The sequence below is a fragment of the Streptomyces sp. NPDC052043 genome, from assembly GCF_044548235.1.
GTDB lineage: Bacteria > Actinomycetota > Actinomycetes > Streptomycetales > Streptomycetaceae > Streptomyces.
In genome coordinates this window covers 1-18,631 of record NZ_JBIUBT010000005.1, presented here as the reverse complement: position 1 = coordinate 18,631, position 18,631 = coordinate 1, and the positions used below count along the sequence as shown (strand labels likewise).

The window sequence follows — 18,631 nt, the reverse complement described above, 5'->3', positions numbered from 1 at the left end:
CGTGACCGGCATGCAGTCCTACACGATCGGACAGGCGGCCCGGCTGCTCGGCGTCAGCCCGGACACCGCACGCCGCTGGGCGGACGCGGGCCGGGTGGCCACCCACCGCGACGACAGCGGACGCCGGCTCATCGACGGCCGGGACCTCGCCGCGTTCTCGGTCGAGCTGGCCCGGACCGGAGGCGGCGAGGACGGCCCCTCGTACACGTCGGTCCGCAACGCCTTCGCGGGCATCGTGACCGCCGTCAAACTCGGCGACGTCGCCGCGCAGGTCGAGATCCAGGCCGGACCGCACCGCCTCGTCTCGCTGCTGACCCGGGAGGCCGTGGAGGAACTGGGCCTGGAGGTCGGCATGGAGGCCACCGCCCGCGTGAAGTCGACGAACGTCCACATCGACCGCACGTAGCGAAACCGCCTCACACCCGGGCCCGCGCGCGATAGCCGCCGTCCACGCGTATCGCCCGGACGCCGCTGACGTACCGCGCGCCGCAGCGGTCCTGCGGCAGGACCAGCTGAGGGCCGGCGCCGTCCAGCCGGGTGTCGTCGATGGTCACCGCGAGCAGGACCGGAGCGTCGGCGAAGTCGGGGTCGATCTCGGCCCACGACAGCAGCGCGTGGTGCCCGTCGGCGGCCGTGACCGCGATCAGGAACCGCAGCCGGTCCTTGCGCCGGGCCGGGTCGAAATCGGGCCCCGCCGCGGACAGCACGTCGTACAGGCGCGGTCCGCTGAACCGGTGGTGCCGCGCGCCGCTGGTGGCGCAGTCGAAGGCGACCCCCACCCGGTGCTGCGGCCACCCGAGCAGATCCCGCACGGTCAGCCGGGCCGGGCGGGCGAGGTCGCCGGTCAGGTCGAGCTCCGCGAGCGTCACGGGCACCACCTCCTGAGAGTCCGTACCCGACCCTCCACACCGTACAAACGCACATGCAAGCCATCCTTCACGCATGGCCAGCTCATGCAATACAACAGGGGCCTTACACCTGGCAATTGCGGCAGTATGATCGCGGCACGACCGTTGAGCGGTCGTGGCAGGGCGCGACCGCTTCTTCCGTGCAGAGCCAGAGGAGTAGAACCGTGATGACCCGTTCCACGCGGCGGACCAGGATGCTGAAGTCGGGAGTTGCGGGGGCCGCGGCGCTGCTGGCTCTCAGCGCCTGCTCCTCCTCGTCCTCCGACGACTCGTCCTCGGCCGGGTCCGGCACGTCGGAGGCCGCCGCGCCGAAGGTGTCCGGCACCGTGACCGTCTTCGCCGCCGCCTCGCTGAAGGAGAGCTTCACCACCCTCGGCAAGGAGTTCGAGCAGCAGCACCCGGGCACCAAGGTCACCTTCAACTTCGGCGGCAGCGACAGCCTCGCCGCGAGCATCACCTCCGGTGCCCCCGCCGACGTGTTCGCCGCCGCCAGCACCACGACCATGGCGATCGTCACCGACAAGAAGGACGCGGCCGGCACACCGGTCACCTTCGTCCGCAACCAGCTCGAGATCGCGACCGCTCCGGGCAACCCGCACAAGGTCTCCTCGCTGAAGGACCTCACCCGGTCCGGCCTGAAGGTCGTGCTGTGCGACAAGTCCGTGCCGTGCGGCGCCGCCGCCCAGAAGGTGCTGGCCGCGAGCCACCTCGAGCTGACCCCGGTCTCCTACGAGCAGGACGTCAAGAGCGCCCTGACCAAGGTCGAGCTGAAGGAGGCCGACGCGGCCCTCGTCTACAAGACCGACGTGAAGTCCGCCGCCGGCCGGGTCCAGGGCGTGGAGTTCCCCGAGTCGGCCGAGGCCGTCAACGACTACCCGATCGCCCTCCTCAAGAACGCGCCCAACGCCACCGCGGCCAAGGCGTTCATCGAGCTGGTGACCTCGACCGAGGGCCAGAAGGTCCTGACCGGGGCCGGGTTCCTGAAGCCGTGACGAGGACCGACGAGGCCCGCGCCGCGACCCCGAGGAGCGGATCGCGGCGCGGCCGCGCCCTCGGCGGCGCGCCGCTGCCCCTGCTGGTCCCCGCCCTGGTCGGTCTGGCCTTTCTGCTGCTGCCGCTGCTCGCCCTGCTGATCAGGGCCCCCTGGCGCAGCCTGCCGGACCAGCTGACCAGCGCCGAGGTGTGGCAGGCCCTCCAGTTGTCCCTGGTCAGCGCCACCGCCGCCACCGCCGTGAGCCTGGTGCTCGGCGTCCCGCTGGCCTGGCTGCTGGCTCGTACGGACTTCCCCGGACGCGGACTCGTCCGGGCGCTGGTCACCCTGCCGCTCGTGCTGCCGCCGGTCGTGGGCGGTGTGGCCCTGCTGCTGGCCCTGGGGCGCAACGGTGTCGTCGGGCAGTGGCTGGACTCCTGGTTCGGGGTCACGCTGCCGTTCACCACGGCCGGGGTGGTGGTCGCGGAGGCGTTCGTGGCCATGCCGTTCCTCGTGATCAGCGTCGAGGGCACACTGCGGGCCGCCGACCCGCGCTTCGAGGAGGCGGCCACCACCCTCGGCGCCTCCCGCTTCACCGCGTTCCGCCGGGTCACCCTGCCGCTGATCGCGCCGGGCATCGCCGCGGGCGCCGTGCTCGCCTGGGCACGGGCGCTCGGCGAGTTCGGCGCCACGATCACCTTCGCCGGCAACTTCCCCGGCCGTACGCAGACCATGCCGCTGGCCGTCTACCTGGCCCTCCAGAACGACCCGGCGGCGGCGATCGCCCTCAGCCTGGTGCTGCTCGCGGTGTCGATCGCCGTACTGGCGGGTCTGCGGGACCGTTGGATGACGGCCTCCTGATGAATCCGCCACCGATCCCGAGCCGCCCCGCATCCAGGACGTTCATCTCATGACCGACATCGACCGGACCCCGGCCGGCCTGCGGGCCGACGAAGGCACTCCCAAAGAGGGCCTGGACGCCCGCCTCGTCGTCGACCGCGGCGCGTTCCGTCTCGACGTGGCGCTCACCGCCGCCCCCGGCGACGTGGTGGCGCTGCTCGGCCCGAACGGCGCCGGGAAGACGACGGCTCTGCGCGCGCTGGCGGGCCTGGTCCCGCTCACCGGCGGACACCTGCGCCTGGACGGCACCACGCTGGATCGCACGCCGCCCGAGGCACGCCCGGTCGGCGTGGTCTTCCAGGACTACCTGCTGTTCCCGCACCTGACGGCCCTGGACAACGTGGCGTTCGGGCCGCGCTGCCGGGGCGCGACCAAGGCGGAGGCCCGCACGCAGGCCGCACGGTGGCTGGAGCGGATGGGGCTGGCCGACCACACCGGCGCCAAGCCCCGCCGCCTCTCCGGCGGGCAGGCCCAGCGCGTGGCCCTCGCCCGCGCCCTGGCCACCGGGCCCCGGCTGCTGCTGCTCGACGAACCACTCGCCGCGCTCGACGCCCGTACCCGTCTGGAGGTCCGCGCCCAGCTGCGCCGGCACCTCGCCGAGTTCGAGGCCGTCGCCGTTCTCGTCACCCATGACCCGCTGGACGCGATGGTGCTGGCCGACCGGCTGGTCGTGGTCGAGCACGGCCGGGTCGTCCAGGAGGGCACCCCGGCGGAGATCGCCCGCCGTCCGCGCACCGACTACGTCGCGCAGCTCGTCGGCCTGAACCTCTACCGCGGCCAGGCGGACGGCCACGCCGTCCGTCTCGAGGCCGGTCCCGTCGTCACCACCACCGAGGTCCTGTCGGGGGCGGTCTTCGTGGCCTTCCCGCCGAGCGCGGTCACGCTCTTCCGGGACCGCCCCACGGGCACCAGCGCGCGCAACCTGTGGCGCTGCGAGGTCGCCGGTCTGGAGACCCACGGCGACCGGATCCGCGCCGACCTGACCGGCGAACTCGCCCTGACCGCGGATGTGACCACGGTCGCGGCCGCCGAGCTGGACCTGCACCCGGGCGCGGTGGTCTGGGCGACCGTCAAGGCGACGCAGACCCACGCCTACCCGGCCTGAGGCACCGGCCGCCCTACGGTGGGGTTGATCACCACGTCCCCCACCCACCGCGAGGCACGTCCATGAGCCTGAGCATGCGCAACCAGTTGCCCGGCACGGTCACCGCCGTCACCCCCGGCGAGGCGATGGCCCTCGTCCACGTGCGCCTGGACGGCGGCGGACAGCTCACCTCCGCGATCACCCGGGACGCCGTCGAGGACCTGCGTCTGACCGAGGGCAGCACCGTGCGCGCCCTGGTGAAGTCGACGGAGGTGTCCCTGGCCACCGGGCCGGTCGAGGGCCTGTCCATCCGCAACCGGCTGCCGGGCACCGTCACCCGGATCGCCCTCGGCGCGGCCATGGCGTCCGTCCGGGTCGGTGTGGAAGGCGGCGAGCTGACCGCCGCGATCACCAGGGACGCCGCCACGGAACTCGGCCTGACGGAGGGCATGCGCGTCACCGCCCTGATCAAGTCGACCGAGGTCTGCCTGGCCACCGTGTGACACGGCGGGAAGAACCGCGGGGCCCCCGCCCGGGTCGGACGGGAGCCCCGTGAGCCCTTTGCTCGCTCAGTCCTCGTACGCGTCCAGCGGCGGGCAGGAGCAGACGAGGTTGCGGTCGCCGAAGGCCTGGTCGATGCGGCGCACCGGCGGCCAGTACTTGTCGGCAGCCGAGACCCCGGCCGGGAAGACGGCCTCCTCACGGGTGTAGCCGTGCTCCCACTCCCCGCCGAGCGCGGCGGCGGTGTGCGGGGCGCCGTGCAGCGGGTTGTCGTCCGCGGGCCACTGGCCGGAACCGACCTTCTCGATCTCGGCGCGGATCGCGATCATCGCATCGCAGAACCGGTCCAGCTCGGCCAGGTCCTCGGACTCGGTCGGCTCGATCATCAGCGTGCCGGCCACCGGGAACGACATCGTCGGCGCGTGGAAGCCGTAGTCGATCAGCCGCTTGGCCACGTCGTCCACGCTCACCCCGGTCTCCTTGGTCAGCGGGCGCAGGTCGATGATGCACTCGTGGGCGACCAGGCCGCCGGGACCGGTGTAGAGCACCGGGTAGTGCGGCTCGAGCCGCTTGGCGACGTAGTTGGCGCTGAGCACCGCGACCTGCGTGGCCCGCTTGAGGCCCTCGCCGCCCATGAGGCGGACGTAGGCCCACGAGATCGGCAGGATGCCGGCCGAGCCCCACGGCGCGGCCGAGATCGGGCCGACCCCGGTCTCCGGGCCCGCGTCGGGCTGGAGCGGGTGGTTGGGCAGGTACGGCGCCAGGTGGGCCCGCACGCCGACCGGGCCGACACCGGGACCGCCGCCGCCGTGCGGGATGCAGAACGTCTTGTGCAGGTTGAGGTGGGAGACGTCGCCGCCGAAGTGGCCCGGCTTGGCGAGGCCCACCAGGGCGTTGAGGTTGGCCCCGTCGACGTACACCTGACCGCCGGCCTCGTGGACCTGCGCGCAGATGTCGGCGACGTGCTCCTCGAACACGCCGTGCGTGGACGGGTAGGTGATCATCAGCACGGCCAGCTGCTCGCGGTACTGCTCGATCTTCGCCCGCAGGTCCTCGACGTCGACCTCGCCGTCCTCGGCGGTCTTGACCACGACGACCTTCATGCCGGCCATCACGGCGCTGGCGGCGTTGGTGCCGTGCGCGGAGGACGGGATGAGGCAGATGGTGCGCTGCTCGTCGCCGTTGGCACGGTGGTAGCCGCGCACGGCGAGCAGGCCGGCCAGCTCGCCCTGGGAACCGGCGTTCGGCTGGAGGGAGACCTTGTCGTAGCCGGTGACCTCGGCGAGGCGCTCCTCCAGCTCACGGATGAGGGTGAGGTAGCCCTGCGCCTGCTCGGCGGGCACGAAGGGGTGCAGCTGCCCGAACTCCGGCCAGGTGACCGGCTCCATCTCGGTCGTCGCGTTGAGCTTCATGGTGCACGAGCCCAGCGGGATCATGCCGCGGTCGAGCGCGTAGTCGCGGTCGGCCAGCCGCCGCAGATAGCGCAGCATCGCGGTCTCGGACCGGTACTGGTGGAAGACGGGGTGGGTGAGGTAGGCGTCGGCGCGCAGCAGCGCCTCGGGCAGCGCGTCCTCGGCGGCCGCGTCCAGCGCCTCGATGTCGCCCCCGACGCCGAAGGCCGCCCACACGGTGCGCAGCCGGTCGCGGGTGGTGGTCTCGTCGCAGGCGACCGAGACGTGGTCGGCGTCGACGAGGCGCAGGTTCACGCCGCCCTCGCGGGCCGCGGCGACGACCTCGGCGGCACGTCCCTCCGCCTTGACGGTCAGCGTGTCGAAGTACGCGCGGTGCGCGACCTCGAAGCCGCCGGCCGTCAGCCCCTCGGCGAGGACCGTGGCGTAGCGGTGGGTGCGCCGCGCGATGTCCCTGAGGCCCTCGGGGCCGTGGTAGACCGCGTACATGCCGGCCATGACGGCGAGCAGCACCTGGGCGGTGCAGATGTTGCTGGTCGCCTTCTCGCGGCGGATGTGCTGCTCACGGGTCTGCAGGGCGAGGCGGTAGGCCCTGTTGCCGTCGGCGTCGACGGAGACGCCGACCAGGCGGCCGGGCAGGCTGCGCGCGTACTTCTCGTGCACGGCCATGTAGCCGGCGTGCGGGCCGCCGAAGCCCATCGGCACACCGAAGCGCTGGGTGGTGCCGACGGCGATGTCCGCGCCGAGCTCGCCGGGCGACTTCAGCAGGGTGAGCGCGAGCAGGTCGGCGGCGACGGTGACCAGGGCGCCCAGCTCGTGCGCCTGGTCGATGACGGGCTTCAGGTCGCGCACGGCGCCGGAGGCACCCGGGTACTGGAGGAGCACGCCGTTGATCTCGCGCTCGGCGATCTCGGCGGGGATGCCCGCGCTGAGGTCGGCGACGACGACCTCGACGCCGCTCGGCTCGGCACGGGTCTCGATGACCGCGACGGTCTGCGGCAGTGCGTCCGCGTCGACCAGGAACAGGCCCTTCTTGTTCTTGCCCATGCGCCGGGACAGCGCCATGGCCTCGGCCGCGGCGGTGCCCTCGTCGAGCAGGGACGCGCCGGAGGTCGGCAGACCGGTCAGGTCGGCGACGACGGTCTGGAAGTTCAGCAGCGCCTCGAGGCGGCCCTGGGAGATCTCCGGCTGGTAGGGGGTGTAGGCGGTGTACCAGGCCGGGTTCTCCATGACGTTGCGCAGGATGACCGGCGGGGTGAACGTCCCGTAGTAGCCGAGTCCGATCATCGAGCCGAGGACCTGGTTGCGGTCGGCGAGGGAGCGCAGCTCGGCCAGCACCTCGGCCTCGGTGCGGGCGCCGGGCAGGTCGAGGGCGTCGGCGTTCTTGATCACATCGGGTACCGCGGCGGCGGTGAGCTCGTCGAGCGAACCGTAGCCGACCTGGGCGAGCATCTTGGCCCGCGCCTCCTGGTCGGGCCCGATGTGGCGCTGTTCGAAGGGGATGCCCTGTTCGAGCTCGGAGAGCGGGATGCGCTGGGCGGTCATTGCGGAGGCCTCCTGGTCTGACACGACCTTCGAGGGACACCACGGCGCGGGTGCCCCGACGGCCTCCCCCTCTGTCATCTCAACCTGAGAGCTTCACCGGACCACCCGAGGGCTTCCGGTTTTCACCGTCGGTGAGAGCGGAAGCCGTCGACACCCGCTCTGCTTTCCAGAGTGACCTCGTCCGTGCGGTACGTGGGCCTGAGAGATTCCGGGGAGGATTTGCTCCTTCGGCGCCCCCGGCGGTGCCGGAGGGCTCTCCCGCACGGGGTCAGCAGCCGTTGCCAGCCTACCAGCGGGGCAACAGCACGGGCCTTCGAGTGGCCGCCTCGCAGAATGTGCTCTTTCGTAGGGGTTACGGATGAGTTGCGACCACGTGGAGGGACAGTGCAGACGGAGATCGATCCGCGCAACCTGATCGGCCGCAAGGCGTTCGACCGCAACGGGCACAAGATCGGCACGGTGGACGAGGTCTACCTCGACGACGCGACCGGCGTGCCGGAGTGGGCGGCGATACGCACCGGCCTGTTCTCCCGGGACGCCTTCGTCCCCCTGGAGCCCAGCGAACTCGTCGAGGGCACCCTGCACGTCCCCTTCGACCGCTCCCTGATCAAGGAGGCTCCCGACTTCGGCGTGGGCCGACATCTGTCCCCTGAGCAGGAACTGCAGCTCTACCACCACTACGGCCTCGACGTGGCCCCACCCCCTGTTCCCGACCACCAGTTCGGCAAGCTGGCGGGCTCCGGCTCGGGTCCGGACGAGGGCTGAGCCGGAGGCGCTGGAGGAACCGGAGGATCCAGAGGCACCAGAGGAAGGGGTTCGGCCGGTTCCAGGTCCGGGTCGTCCACGAGGAAGGTGCGCACGCGGCCCGGCGCGGAGCCGGGGGTCTCGAAGCGCACGGTGACGCGGCCGAGGCCGCTGCCCTGCACCCATCCGTGGCCGTACCCCGCATGTCGCACGTCATGGCCCGCCGGCCACCGCCGCTCGGTGGGTTCCGGCTGCCGCTCGGCGGGTTCCCGCGGCCGCTCCTCGGCGGGCCCCGCCACCTCTGCACCGACGCCCTGCGCGCCCGCCGCCTGCGCGAACAGGTCCTCCTGGGTGTAGTCGGCGAGCCCGGACACACCCACGCCCAGCAGCCGTACGCCGCCGGTGGTGTCCACGGAGTCCAGCAGCCGGGCGGCCGCCTCCCGTATCACCGCGGGGTCGTCGGTGGGCCCGCGCAGGGTCTCGGAGCGGGTGAGGGTGGAGAAGTCGTAGCGGCGGACCTTCAGCACGATGGTGCGCCCCGACAGACCGGCCCCGCGCAGCCGCCCCACGCACCGGTCGGCCAGCCGCTGCACCTCCAGGGCCACCCGGACGCGGTCGTGGATGTCCACGTCGTAGGTGTCCTCGACGGACACCGACTTCGTCTCGCGCTCGGCGACGACGGGACGCTCGTCGTGGGCCAGCGCCATCGCGTGCAGCGCGTGCCCGTGCGCTTTGCCGAGCAGCCGGACGAGCTCGTCCTCACCGGCCTCGGCGAGCTCCTCGACGGTGTGGATCCCGGCCCGCCGCAGATGGTCGCCCGTGGCCGGGCCCACGCCCGGCAGGGTCCGCACGGACAGCGGACCGAGCAGGGCCCGCTCGGTGCCGGGCTCGATGAGCACCAGCCCGTCGGGCTTGGCCTGCTCGGAGCCGATCTTGGCGAGCATCTTGGAGGCGGCGAGCCCCACGGACCCCGTGAGCCCCGTGACGGCGCGGATCTCGGCGCGCAGTCTCGTCCCCGCCAGCCGGGCGGATTCCGCGTCCCAGGCAGCTCCCCCGGCCTCCAGGTCCACGAACGCCTCGTCCAGGCTCAGTGGCTCCACGAGCGGCGACAGGGCCCGCAGCAGGCCCATCACCCGCTCGCTGATGGAGCGGTAGAAGGCGAAGCGCGGCACGAGGTACGCGGCGTTCGGCGCCAGCCGCCGCGCCTGGGCCATCGGCATCGCGGAGTGGACGCCGAACACACGCGCCTCGTACGACGCCGTGGCGACCACTCCGCGCGGTCCCAGCCCGCCCACGACCACGGCCTTCCCGCGCAGGCTCGGCTTGGAGCCCTGCTCCGCGGAGGCGAAGAAGGCATCCATGTCGAGGTGGAGGATCGTGGGTGCGGTTCTCACATCTACGATGCTGCACCACCCCACTGACAACGCCACCGCCAACACCCGCGGTCCCGGCGGCACCGTCCCGGCCTCCCGAGGCCGGTCCACGGGCCCAGAGGGCCGGACTGGGCCGGGTCGGACCGGATCGGGCCGGAGGGGTCGGGCCGAGCAGGCCAGATGGGCCGAATCGGGTCGGCAGGCCAGATGGGTCAGACAGGCCGGAGGACGGACAGGCCAGGCCGGCCGGAGGGGCCGGACCGGCGGGGCCGGGATCGGGCCGGGTCAGTGGCCGGGGAGGGAGTGACCGGAGGCGGCCGGGGCAGCCGGGGCCGCTCAGACGGCCCGGTTGCGCCGCCGGGCGAGTTCGTCGCCCGGGTTGTGCCCCACGAGCGTCTCCCCCGTGTCGATGCGCTCGCCGTGCAGCTGCGACAGCGCGTTCTCCACGTCGCGCCACACCACGCCGACGGCGATGCCGAAGATTCCCTGGCCCCCCTGGAGCAGAGCGTGCACCTCGTCGGGCGACGTGCACTCGTACACCGTGGCCCCGTCGCTCATCAGCGTCATCCGCTCCAGGTCGCGGAAACCGCACTCGCGCAGGTGCTGGACGGCGGTACGGATGTTCTGCAACGACACGCCGGTGTCGAGGAACCGCTTGACGATCTTCAGAACGACGACGTCCCGGAAGCTGTAGAGGCGCTGGGTACCGGATCCCTGGGCGGGCCGCACGCTCGGCTCGACCAGCCCCGTGCGCGCCCAGTAGTCCAGCTGCCGATAGGTGATGCCCGCGGCTGCGCAGGCCGTCGGACCGCGATAGCCGATCTGCTCGATTGCCATGGCCGCCGCCCCTCCGCTGCTCGGCACCGCCGCCGGTAGCTGCGGAGCACGACCGGCCGCACCACCGAGAGGTGGATACCCCCCGCTCGCGCGGAGCCGAGAGCCCGGGGGAGGGTACGGACCGCTTCCCCCGGCATTGCGTCCGGGGTCACCCCCAGCCGTACCGTCGCCGCTGCTTCTCACGCCGACCTCCGTCCTTGACCTGCCTCCTCGACGGTAGGCAGTCACCAGGGGTGCGTCAACGATCGCCACACTCGGCACGCCGAGTGATAATCACCCTAAGAGTGGTTTCGCGTACCCCATCGCCGGGAAAGGCTATCCGAATGCCCCGGGGGGAGGCCGCGGGACGGTCTCCTGGCGGCTCACACGGGCGCTTCACTGGCTGCTGCTGCCGAAGTCCTCCGGCGAGATCTGGTCGAGGAACTCGCGGAACTTCTCCACCTCGTCCTCCTGCTCGTCCGGGATCGCGATGCCCGCGTCGTCGAGCACCGTGTCACTGCCGAAGATCGGCGTCCCGGTGCGCAGGGCCAGCGCTATGGCGTCGGACGGCCGGGCACTCACCTCGACACCGCTGGCGAACACCAGCTCGGCGTAGAAGACGCCTTCACGCAGGTCCGTGATGCGTACTTCCGTGAGTTCCTGGCCGACCGCCTCCAGCACGTCCTTGAACAGGTCGTGGGTCAGCGGTCGGGCGGGGGCCATGCCCTGCTGGGCGAAGGCAATCGCCGTCGCCTCCCCTGGCCCGATCCAGATGGGGAGGTACCGGTCGCCTCCCACTTCACGCAGGAGCACGATCGGTTGGTTGGAGGGCATCTCGACCCGGACACCTACGACATCGAGCTCGTTCACACAGCAACCCTAGGCGGTGCCCGGGACGTTTGGGTAGTCGGGCCGGGCACGGGAGGAGGATCCGGCCGCCTCCGGGGGCCCGCTCACGGCAGCCGCAGCCCGAGCGCGGTGTGCACCAGCACCGTGTGCAGCCGCACCGTGAGCTCCGCCAGCTCCTTGGCGCGGGCCTCCGCATGTGCCCTGGTCTGCGGATTGCGGTGCCGCTTGAGGGGGGCCACCACCTGGTCGACGAGCCCGGCCTCCCGGTCGGCGGCCGCCTTCATCACCCGCAGGTGCCGGGGCTCGATCCCGAAACGCCCCAGCTCGGAGACGAGCGAGGCCACGGTCAGCGCCTCGGCGCCGTAGGCCCCGTCCGCCAACGGGGTGAGCAGCCCGTACGACTCCCACTCACGCAGTTCCCCCTCCTCGACACCGGCGGCGGCGAGGAGCTCGTCCCGCTCGATCCGGGCTCCCGTCGGCGCCTCGGCCGGCGAGGGCACGGATCCGCCGTCCCGCTGCCGACCGACCGCCGGCAGGTGGACCGCCTCGCCGCGCTCCATGGCGTCCAGGTACTCGCGAATCACCTTCAACGGCAGGTAGTGGTCACGCTGCATCCGCAGGACCAGGGCCAACCGCTCGACGTCGTCGGTGCTGAACTTGCGGTACCCCGAGGGGGTGCGCCGCGGCTCGACGAGCCCCTCCGACTCCAGGAAACGGATCTTGGAGACGGTGACCTCGGGGAACTCGTCGCGCAACATGTTCAGCACCGTGCCGATGCTCTTCAGCCCACTGTCCGTGGCGGCGGTGCCGTGCTCGGCACCGCCGCTCGGTGATTGACGCATGGACCTTCCCTGACAGGTCAGACGCCCTGCCGGCTCGAGTAGAAGACCAGCCGGTACTTGCCGATCTGCACCTCGTCACCGTTCGACAGGGCGACCTGGTCGATCGGCTCCCGGTTGACGTACGTGCCGTTCAGACTGCCGACGTCGGCCACCGTGAACGAGCCGTCCGGGCTGCGCCGGAACTCCACGTGGCGACGCGAGACCGTCACGTCGTCCAGGAAGATGTCGCTCTGCGGATGACGCCCGGCCGTGGTCAGCTCGCCGTCCAGGAGGAAGCGGCTGCCCGAGTTCGGGCCGCGGCGCACCACCAGGAGGGCCGAGCCCAGGGGCAGCGCGTCGACGGCCGCCTGCGCCTCCGGAGACAGCATCGGCGTCTGGCCGGTGGCCTCGGCGTCGTAGGCCTCCAGACCGGAGATGGAGATCGTCGAGGTCGTCTCCGACGAGCGCTCCGGCACCGCACCGGACCGCAGCGGCGCACCGCAGTTCGAGCAGAAGCGGCTGTTCTCCGCGTTGCGGTTGCCGCACCTCGTACACACCAGGGCCGACATGGACGGATCCTCCTGCCGCGGCTGCCCCGCGGGGGCATCGGACGCGTACGGGCCGGCGGCGAACCCTCCAGCCGTACCTGAGGTCGACGGTTGCCCGAAACCTATGCCGCCCGACTGGGCAGGGTCAACCGACGACGCCCCCTGACCGGCCACCTGGTCCCTGAACAGCGGACGCTGACCCTCGGCGTCAGGCTGTGCGCGGTGACGGGCCGTCGCGTTCTCGCTGCCCTCTCGCGCGCTCTTGCCGAACAACTTCGCAAACAACTTCACGGGCGATTCCCCTTGACCGAAACAGACCCGCCCGTGGGGCAGGACGAACCCTGACTGCATACACCGGTCGACCCGGACATCCTCACAACGTCCGTATCCACCAGACAGTTTCCACCACGCACCACCCAATCGGTGCGCCGACCCCCCGCAACCTCATGCCCCTGCCGGACGACTGCCATGCACCACCGGTTCACCGCGAGGACGACCGAGCGTAGTCAGGCCTCTTCGCCGCTCGCAAGGCGTCCACGACGATCTTGTCCGAACGGTCGATCGTCACGGTGGCCTGCTCCTTCTCCAGGGTCTGCACCACGCCTCCAGGAATGTTGAGCGCCGGTTCGAGGTCCTGCGGCTTGCCGATGACCTTGAAACGATACGGAGTGTTGATCTTGTTCCCGTCGACGTCCACGCTCTTGCCCGAGTCGGTCAGATAAGTGTTCGCGACCACTCGCACACCGTTCACCTCGATCGCCTCGGCACCGGCCGCGCGCAGCTCTTGTACCGCGTCGAGCAGCATGTCCGCCCGGACCGTCCTCTTCGTGTCCTCGATCGTGATCGTGATGCCGGGTCCCTGCGCGGCCACCGTGCCCGCGAGTATGCCGAGTTGCTTCGCCTTCTCGGCCGTCTGCCTGCGGGCCTCCTCAGCCTGGTCCGAGCTGTTCTCCAGTTCCTGGCGCTGCTTCTCCAGACCCTGCTTCTCATCCTCAAGACGCTGAGTGCGGTCGTCGAGTTCATCGAGGATGCGGACGAGATCCTCCTGCCGGGCGCCGCGCAGCGCGTTGTCACCGCTGCTGTTGGAGGCGACCTGGACGGCGAGTCCGAAGCCGAGGCCGAACAGCAGCAGGGCGACGACGAGTTGGGCCCGGGTGAAGCGCGGCGGCCACAGTCCCTGGACCAGTCGCCGGCGACCGGTCAGCGCGGGCCCGGAACTCTCCTCGGTGCTCGGGCCGTCCCCGGCGACCGCCCGCGCGGGCACCTCCTCGGGCAACTCCTGGCGCAGCCGCTGCTGCTCGGGCCTGGTGGCGTGCGGCCCGTTCCCGGGCTGTTCGTCCTGGTGGCTCATCACTCTCACGCCCGGAACACGTGCCGTCGGATCGCCGCGGCATTGGAGAAGATGCGGATACCGAGCACGACGACGACGCCCGTGGACAGCTGGGCGCCCACGCCCAGCTTGTCGCCCAGGAAGACGATCAGCGCGGCCACGACCACATTGGACAGGAACGACACGACGAAGACCTTGTCGTCGAAGATGCCGTCCAGCATGGCCCGCAGGCCACCGAAGACGGCGTCCAGCGCCGCGACGACGGCGATCGGGAGATAGGGCTCGACGACCGCCGGAACCTCGGGCCGGACCAACAGGCCGGCCACCACTCCCACGACGAGGCCCAGTACGGCGATCACGATGTGCCCTTCTCAGTGCTCGGCTGTGCTGTACGTACGATCACACTCGGTGCGGCGGCCAGCCGGAGGTCGCTCTCCACGGAGATGCTGCTCCGGATGCCGTAGTTGTCCTTCAGGGCCTGGAGGTACAGCCCGTCGGGGCTGTCCTGGAACCGGGCACCGAGCCGCTTCCCGTCCCCCACGGCCAGCACCGTGTACGGCGGTACCAGCGGCTTGTTGTCGACCAGTATCGCGGCGCCCGCGGCCCTGATCGCCGACAGGGCCGTCAGCCGCTGCCCGTTGATGGAGACGGCCTCGGCACCCGACTGCCACAGCCCGTTCACCACCCGCTGCATGTCCCGGTCACGCACTCGGCCGGTGTCGGAGAAACTCGACGTCCCGCGCGGATCGCCGCCGTCCGTGCCGGCCTCCTTGGCGTCGTCCACCACGAGCCTGACACCTGGGCCGTGCACCTCACCGGCGCCCGCCAGCAGGGTCACCAGGTCGGCCTGCGGGTTGCCGCCGGTGTGCCGGAGCGCCTGCCGCTGCCTGGCGCCCACGTCGTCGCGCAGTTCGTCGACGGTGTCTTCGAGCTTGTCGACCGCCGCGGTCTCCCGGTCGATGCGGTCGATCAGTTCCTCGCGCTCCTTGGCGACGACCGGGGCCGCCACACGTGCCTGCGCCGCTCCCACGGTCACCACGAGGGCGGCCAGCACCAACCCGCCCGCCAGGCCGAGCCTCGCCCTGAGGGTTTTCGGCATGCCGCTCTCGCCCGCGGCCTTCTTCCGAGCCGCGGCCTCGGCGTAACCGTCGTCGAGGCTGTGGTCCATGACGTTGGTGATCAACGACATGGAGGCGTCCGGTCGGGAGGGCCGCGCGGGGTTGCTCCGAATGGGGGGATGCTGCGGCATGCCGCACATCGTCGCACGACCGGGCCATGACCTCCGAATGGCCCCACCGGCGTGCCGGACAGGCCCCCTTGGAGGACACTTGTCCGGCACGCGCGCGTGCTGTCCGTTTTACCGTCCGACGCCCGGTTCTACTGGTCTGCGCTCCACCCGCCGGCGCTCTACCGGCCGGCGCTGTCCACGACCGCCGCCCACTCGTCCAGCAGCGCCTGGGCGGAGGCGTCGTCGGGTCCCTCGGCCCACAGATGGGTGACGGCCTCGGCCGGGTCGGGCAGGACCATCACCCAGCGGCCGTCGGTCTCCACGACCCGCACACCGTCCGTGGTGTCCACGAAGCGGTCTCCGGCCTCCTCGACGACCCGGCGCATCACCAGGCCCTTGACGGCCCACGGGGTCGCCAGATCGCGCCTGAGGACGTGCGCACGCGGGATCCGGGCGTCGATCTGGCTCAGCGTGAGCTGTGTGCGCGCGACCAGCCCGATGAGCCGTACGAAGGCCGCCGTACCGTCGTAGACGCTGCTGAACTCCGGGACGATGAACCCGCCCTTGCCGTCGCCGCCGAAGATCGTCCCCTCCTCGCCACCGACCCGGGTGAGGTCGTCGGGGGAGGTCGTCGTCCACTCCACCTGGGTGCCGTGGTAGGCGGCCACCTGTTCGGCGATCCGCGTGGTCGTGACGGGCAGCGCGACCCGGCCGCTGCGCCGCTCGGCTGCGACGAGGTCGAGCATCACCAGCAGCGCCCGGTCGTCCTCGATGATGTGGCCCCTCTCGTCGACGAGAGACAGCCGCTCGCCCACCGGGTCGAACCGCACACCGAACGCGGCCCCGGAGGACGCCACGATCTCGCCGAGCCGCACCAGACCCGCGCGCCGCATGTCGGCGGTCTCCGTCGGCCGGGACTCGTTCAGCCCGGGGTTGATCGTCAGCGAGTCCACACCGAGCTTGCCGAGCAGGCTGGGCAGCACAAGTCCGGCGCTGCCGTTCGACGCGTCCACGACGACCTTGAGGCCCGACTCGGTGATCCCGGTGGTGTCGACGTTGCGCAGCAGCGAACCGGTGTACGAGTCGAAGACGCTGGACGGGAAGTGCAGGTCACCGATCTCACCCGGGAACGCACGCCGGTACTCCTGGCGCGCGAAGACCCGGTCCAGCTTGCGCTGGCTGCCCTGCGACAGGTCGGAGCCCTGTCCGTCGAAGAACATGATGTCGACCGAGTCGGGCACCCCGGGCGTGGTCCGGATCATGATGCCGCCCGCGCTGCCCCGCGCGGTCTGCTGCCGGGCGACCGGCAGCGGCACGTTCTCCAGGTCCCGTACGTCGATGGCGCTGGCCTGGAGGGCCGAGATGACGGCCCGCTTGAGCGCGCGGGCACCCCGGGAGTGGTCGCGGGCCGTGGTGACCGTGGAGCCCTTCTTGAGCGTGGTCGCATAGGCGCCGGCGAGCCGCACGGCGAGTTCCGGGGTGATCTCCACGTTCAGGATCCCGGAGACTCCGCGGGCCCCGAAGAGGTGCGCCTGTCCACGCGACTCCCAGATGACCGAGGTGTTGACGAAGGCGCCGGCCTCGATGGTCTTGAACGGGTACACCCGGACGTTGCCCTGCACGATCGATTCTTCGCCGATCAGGCACTCGTCGCCGATGACCGCGCCGTCCTCGATCCGCGCGGCGCGCATGATGTCGGTGTTCTTGCCGACGACACAGCCGCGCAGGTTGCTGTGCTGCCCGATGTACACGTTGTCGTGCACGACGGCCTTGTGCAGGAAGGCACCGCTCTTCACGACGACGTTGGACCCGACGACGGTGTGCTCGCGGATCTCGACGCCCGCCTCCACCTTGGCGTAGTCGCCGATGTAGAGCGGTCCGCGCAGCACGGCGTCCGGGTGCACCTCGGCGCCCTCGGCGACCCAGACTCCCGGGGAGATTTCGAAGCCGTCGATCTCGACGTCGACCTTGCCCTCCAGGACGTCGGCCTGCGCCTTCACATAGCTCTCGTGGGTGCCGACGTCCTCCCAGTAGCCCTCGGCGATATAGCCGTAGATCGGCTTGCCTTCCTTCATCAGCTGCGGGAAGACATCGCCGGACCAGTCGACCGGAACATCGGGGTCGACGTAGTTGAACACCTCGGGCTCCATCACATAGATGCCCGTGTTCACGGTGTCGGAGAAGACCTGACCCCAGGTCGGCTTCTCCAGAAAGCGCTCGACCCTGCCCTCTTCGTCCACGATGGTGATTCCGAATTCCAGCGGATTGGGCACGCGCGTGAGACACACGGTCACCATCGCGCCCTTTTCCTTGTGGAAATCGATCAGCCGGGTGAGATCGAAGTCGGTCAGGGCATCACCGGAGATGACGAGGAACGCGTCGTCCTTCAACGCCTCTTCGGCGTTCTTGACGCTTCCGGCGGTTCCGAGTGGCTTCTCCTCGTTGGCATAGGTGAGCTCCATTCCGAGCTCTTCACCATCACCGAAGTAGTTCTTGACCAACGAGGCCAGGAACTGGACTGTGACGACGGTCTCATTCAGCCCATGCCTTTTGAGCAGCCGCAGTACATGCTCCATGATCGGCCGGTTGGCAACCGGCAGGAGCGGCTTGGGCATGCTCGAGGTCATCGGACGAAGGCGCGTGCCTTCGCCTCCGGCCATCACGACGGCCTTCATGTCGGAAGCGTCCTCCTCCAAGAGACGACGATCTAGCCGACTGCACCCGTCCTGATTGTCCCGCACTTTTCCCAGGCGGGCCATCGGAGCCCCCGCGGCTTGCCTCGATGAGGGAACTCAGTCGGCCATGGCGTCCGCACGGACCAGACGGCGGACTTGCACCACGTAGAGGACTCCTGCCCACCAATAGAGCGTTGTACCCCATCCTGCGAACGCCCATCCGAAAACGGCCGCGAGTGACGCGATCCATCCGCTGCCGTCGCTGAGCAACAACAAGGGGAACGCATACATCAGGTTGAACGTCGCCGCCTTCCCCAGGAAGTTCACCTGCGGCGGTGGGTAGCCGTGCCGCCTGAGGACACCCACGGCCACCAGCAGCATCAATTCGCGCGCCACGAGCAGAGCGGTCAGCCACAGCGGCAGAATCTCGCGCCAGGTGAGACCGAGGAGGGTGGAGAGGACGTAGAGCCGGTCCGCGGCGGGGTCGAGCAGCCGGCCGAGGTTGCTGACCTGGTTCCAGCGCCGGGCGAGCTTGCCGTCGAGGTAGTCGCTGACGCCGCTCAACGCCAGCACCAGCAGGGCCCAGCCGTCGCTCTTGGGGCCACCGAACTCCGGCCGGAGGATCAGCCACAGGAAGAGGGGTACGCCGACGAGCCGTGCCATGCTGAGGATGTTCGGGATGGTGAGGACCCGGTCTGTCTGGACACGGGTCTCCTGGACCTCCACCCGGGGGCCTCCTGTGGGAAAGATACCGACGATGCCTCCTGACTTTACCCCAACGCAAAAAAGCTCCGGCTCCCGGGCTGTTTGCCCAGGAGCCGGAGCTCTAAAGGGAGTTCGGCGGCGTCCTACTCTCCCACAGGGTCCCCCCTGCAGTACCATCGGCGCTGTGAGGCTTAGCTTCCGGGTTCGGAATGTAACCGGGCGTTT

The 18,631-nt window shown here is 70.8% G+C and carries 18 protein-coding genes, 1 rRNA gene and 1 riboswitch; of the genes, 6 read left to right on the top strand and 13 right to left on the bottom strand.

The window, feature by feature from the left end:
- Positions 1-10 precede the first annotated feature (10 nt).
- Positions 11-406 carry a molybdopterin-binding protein gene (locus ACIHCX_RS14310; protein WP_400029260.1) on the top strand — a complete coding sequence of 132 codons (396 nt, stop codon included), beginning with the start codon at positions 11-13 and terminating at the stop codon, positions 404-406.
- A gap of 10 nt (positions 407-416) precedes the next feature.
- On the opposite strand, the gene ACIHCX_RS14305 is transcribed toward ACIHCX_RS14310, so the two are convergent.
- Positions 417-878, bottom strand: coding sequence for a molybdopterin-dependent oxidoreductase (locus ACIHCX_RS14305; protein ID WP_400029259.1), 462 nt, complete (start codon positions 876-878; stop codon positions 417-419).
- 197 nt (positions 879-1,075) lie between these two features.
- Here ACIHCX_RS14305 and modA point away from each other — a divergent pair, with 197 nt between their 5' ends.
- From modA to ACIHCX_RS14285, 4 genes are all read left to right on the top strand, one after another.
- On the top strand, positions 1,076-1,900 hold the full coding sequence (gene modA / locus ACIHCX_RS14300; RefSeq protein ID WP_400029258.1) for a molybdate ABC transporter substrate-binding protein: 825 nt from the start codon (positions 1,076-1,078) through the stop codon (positions 1,898-1,900).
- Positions 1,897-2,739, top strand: a complete 843-nt coding sequence (gene modB, locus ACIHCX_RS14295; protein WP_400029257.1) for a molybdate ABC transporter permease subunit — start codon at positions 1,897-1,899, stop codon at positions 2,737-2,739. Before modA ends, modB begins: the two co-directional genes overlap by 4 nt.
- Before the next feature lie 49 nt (positions 2,740-2,788).
- Positions 2,789-3,883: an ABC transporter ATP-binding protein gene (locus ACIHCX_RS14290; RefSeq protein WP_400029256.1), complete on the top strand. Its 1,095-nt coding sequence runs from the start codon at positions 2,789-2,791 to the stop codon at positions 3,881-3,883.
- A 62-nt stretch (positions 3,884-3,945) separates the two neighbouring features.
- Positions 3,946-4,365 (top strand): molybdopterin-binding protein, encoded by a 420-nt coding sequence (locus ACIHCX_RS14285; RefSeq protein ID WP_400029255.1) that lies wholly within the window; start codon positions 3,946-3,948, stop codon positions 4,363-4,365.
- A gap of 66 nt (positions 4,366-4,431) precedes the next feature.
- On the opposite strand, the gene gcvP is transcribed toward ACIHCX_RS14285, so the two are convergent.
- Positions 4,432-7,317, bottom strand: a complete 2,886-nt coding sequence (gcvP, locus tag ACIHCX_RS14280; protein ID WP_400029254.1) for an aminomethyl-transferring glycine dehydrogenase — start codon at positions 7,315-7,317, stop codon at positions 4,432-4,434.
- Positions 7,318-7,493: 176 nt separating this feature from the next.
- A riboswitch (glycine riboswitch) is annotated at positions 7,494-7,588 on the bottom strand.
- A 113-nt stretch (positions 7,589-7,701) separates the two neighbouring features.
- Here gcvP and ACIHCX_RS14275 point away from each other — a divergent pair.
- Positions 7,702-8,082: a PRC-barrel domain-containing protein gene (locus tag ACIHCX_RS14275; RefSeq protein WP_400029253.1), complete on the top strand. Its 381-nt coding sequence runs from the start codon at positions 7,702-7,704 to the stop codon at positions 8,080-8,082.
- Here the strand turns inward: ACIHCX_RS14275 and ACIHCX_RS14270 are convergent.
- The 11 genes from ACIHCX_RS14270 to rrf form a co-directional block, all read right to left on the bottom strand.
- Positions 7,995-9,455, bottom strand: a complete 1,461-nt coding sequence (locus ACIHCX_RS14270; RefSeq protein ID WP_400029252.1) for a DNA polymerase IV — start codon at positions 9,453-9,455, stop codon at positions 7,995-7,997. The two genes, ACIHCX_RS14275 and ACIHCX_RS14270, sit on opposite strands and share 88 nt — an antisense overlap.
- Positions 9,456-9,770: 315 nt before the next feature.
- A complete protein-coding gene (locus tag ACIHCX_RS14265) occupies positions 9,771-10,454 on the bottom strand; it encodes a MerR family transcriptional regulator (protein WP_400029251.1) in 684 nt (227 codons plus the stop codon).
- A gap of 192 nt (positions 10,455-10,646) precedes the next feature.
- Entirely contained in the window at positions 10,647-11,120 is a 474-nt protein-coding gene (locus ACIHCX_RS14260; RefSeq protein ID WP_111002881.1) for a bifunctional nuclease family protein, read from the bottom strand.
- Positions 11,121-11,203: 83 nt separating this feature from the next.
- Positions 11,204-11,941, bottom strand: a complete 738-nt coding sequence (locus ACIHCX_RS14255) for a MerR family transcriptional regulator (protein WP_400029250.1) — start codon at positions 11,939-11,941, stop codon at positions 11,204-11,206.
- Between the two features lie 17 nt (positions 11,942-11,958).
- Positions 11,959-12,819 (bottom strand): FHA domain-containing protein, encoded by an 861-nt coding sequence (locus tag ACIHCX_RS14250; RefSeq protein WP_400029249.1) that lies wholly within the window; start codon positions 12,817-12,819, stop codon positions 11,959-11,961.
- A gap of 130 nt (positions 12,820-12,949) precedes the next feature.
- Entirely contained in the window at positions 12,950-13,819 is an 870-nt protein-coding gene (locus ACIHCX_RS14245) for a DUF881 domain-containing protein (protein ID WP_400029248.1), read from the bottom strand.
- A 5-nt stretch (positions 13,820-13,824) separates the two neighbouring features.
- Entirely contained in the window at positions 13,825-14,157 is a 333-nt protein-coding gene (locus tag ACIHCX_RS14240) for a small basic family protein (RefSeq protein ID WP_003988855.1), read from the bottom strand.
- A complete protein-coding gene (locus tag ACIHCX_RS14235; RefSeq protein WP_400029247.1) occupies positions 14,154-15,047 on the bottom strand; it encodes a DUF881 domain-containing protein in 894 nt (297 codons plus the stop codon). Before ACIHCX_RS14235 ends, ACIHCX_RS14240 begins: the two co-directional genes overlap by 4 nt.
- A gap of 158 nt (positions 15,048-15,205) precedes the next feature.
- The gene (locus ACIHCX_RS14230; protein WP_400029246.1) at positions 15,206-17,701 is read right to left on the bottom strand and encodes a sugar phosphate nucleotidyltransferase; all 2,496 of its coding nucleotides are present in this window, start codon (positions 17,699-17,701) and stop codon (positions 15,206-15,208) included.
- Positions 17,702-17,818: 117 nt separating this feature from the next.
- Positions 17,819-18,427, bottom strand: a complete 609-nt coding sequence (locus ACIHCX_RS14225) for a CDP-alcohol phosphatidyltransferase family protein (RefSeq protein WP_400029245.1) — start codon at positions 18,425-18,427, stop codon at positions 17,819-17,821.
- 109 nt (positions 18,428-18,536) lie between these two features.
- Positions 18,537-18,631, bottom strand: a 5S ribosomal RNA gene (gene rrf, locus ACIHCX_RS14220); the annotation flags it as partial.

Coding starts and splice junctions, on each gene's coding strand:
- ACIHCX_RS14235 (WP_400029247.1), bottom strand. CDS start 15,047: ATGCCGCAGCATCCCCCCATTCGGAGCAACCCCGCGCGGCCCTCCCGA.
- ACIHCX_RS14245 (WP_400029248.1), bottom strand. CDS start 13,819: ATGAGCCACCAGGACGAACAGCCCGGGAACGGGCCGCACGCCACCAGG.
- modA (WP_400029258.1), top strand. CDS start 1,076: ATGACCCGTTCCACGCGGCGGACCAGGATGCTGAAGTCGGGAGTTGCG.
- ACIHCX_RS14285 (WP_400029255.1), top strand. CDS start 3,946: ATGAGCCTGAGCATGCGCAACCAGTTGCCCGGCACGGTCACCGCCGTC.
- gcvP (WP_400029254.1), bottom strand. CDS start 7,317: ATGACCGCCCAGCGCATCCCGCTCTCCGAGCTCGAACAGGGCATCCCC.
- ACIHCX_RS14255 (WP_400029250.1), bottom strand. CDS start 11,941: ATGCGTCAATCACCGAGCGGCGGTGCCGAGCACGGCACCGCCGCCACG.
- ACIHCX_RS14290 (WP_400029256.1), top strand. CDS start 2,789: ATGACCGACATCGACCGGACCCCGGCCGGCCTGCGGGCCGACGAAGGC.
- ACIHCX_RS14250 (WP_400029249.1), bottom strand. CDS start 12,819: ATGCAGTCAGGGTTCGTCCTGCCCCACGGGCGGGTCTGTTTCGGTCAA.
- ACIHCX_RS14230 (WP_400029246.1), bottom strand. CDS start 17,701: ATGAAGGCCGTCGTGATGGCCGGAGGCGAAGGCACGCGCCTTCGTCCG.
- ACIHCX_RS14310 (WP_400029260.1), top strand. CDS start 11: ATGCAGTCCTACACGATCGGACAGGCGGCCCGGCTGCTCGGCGTCAGC.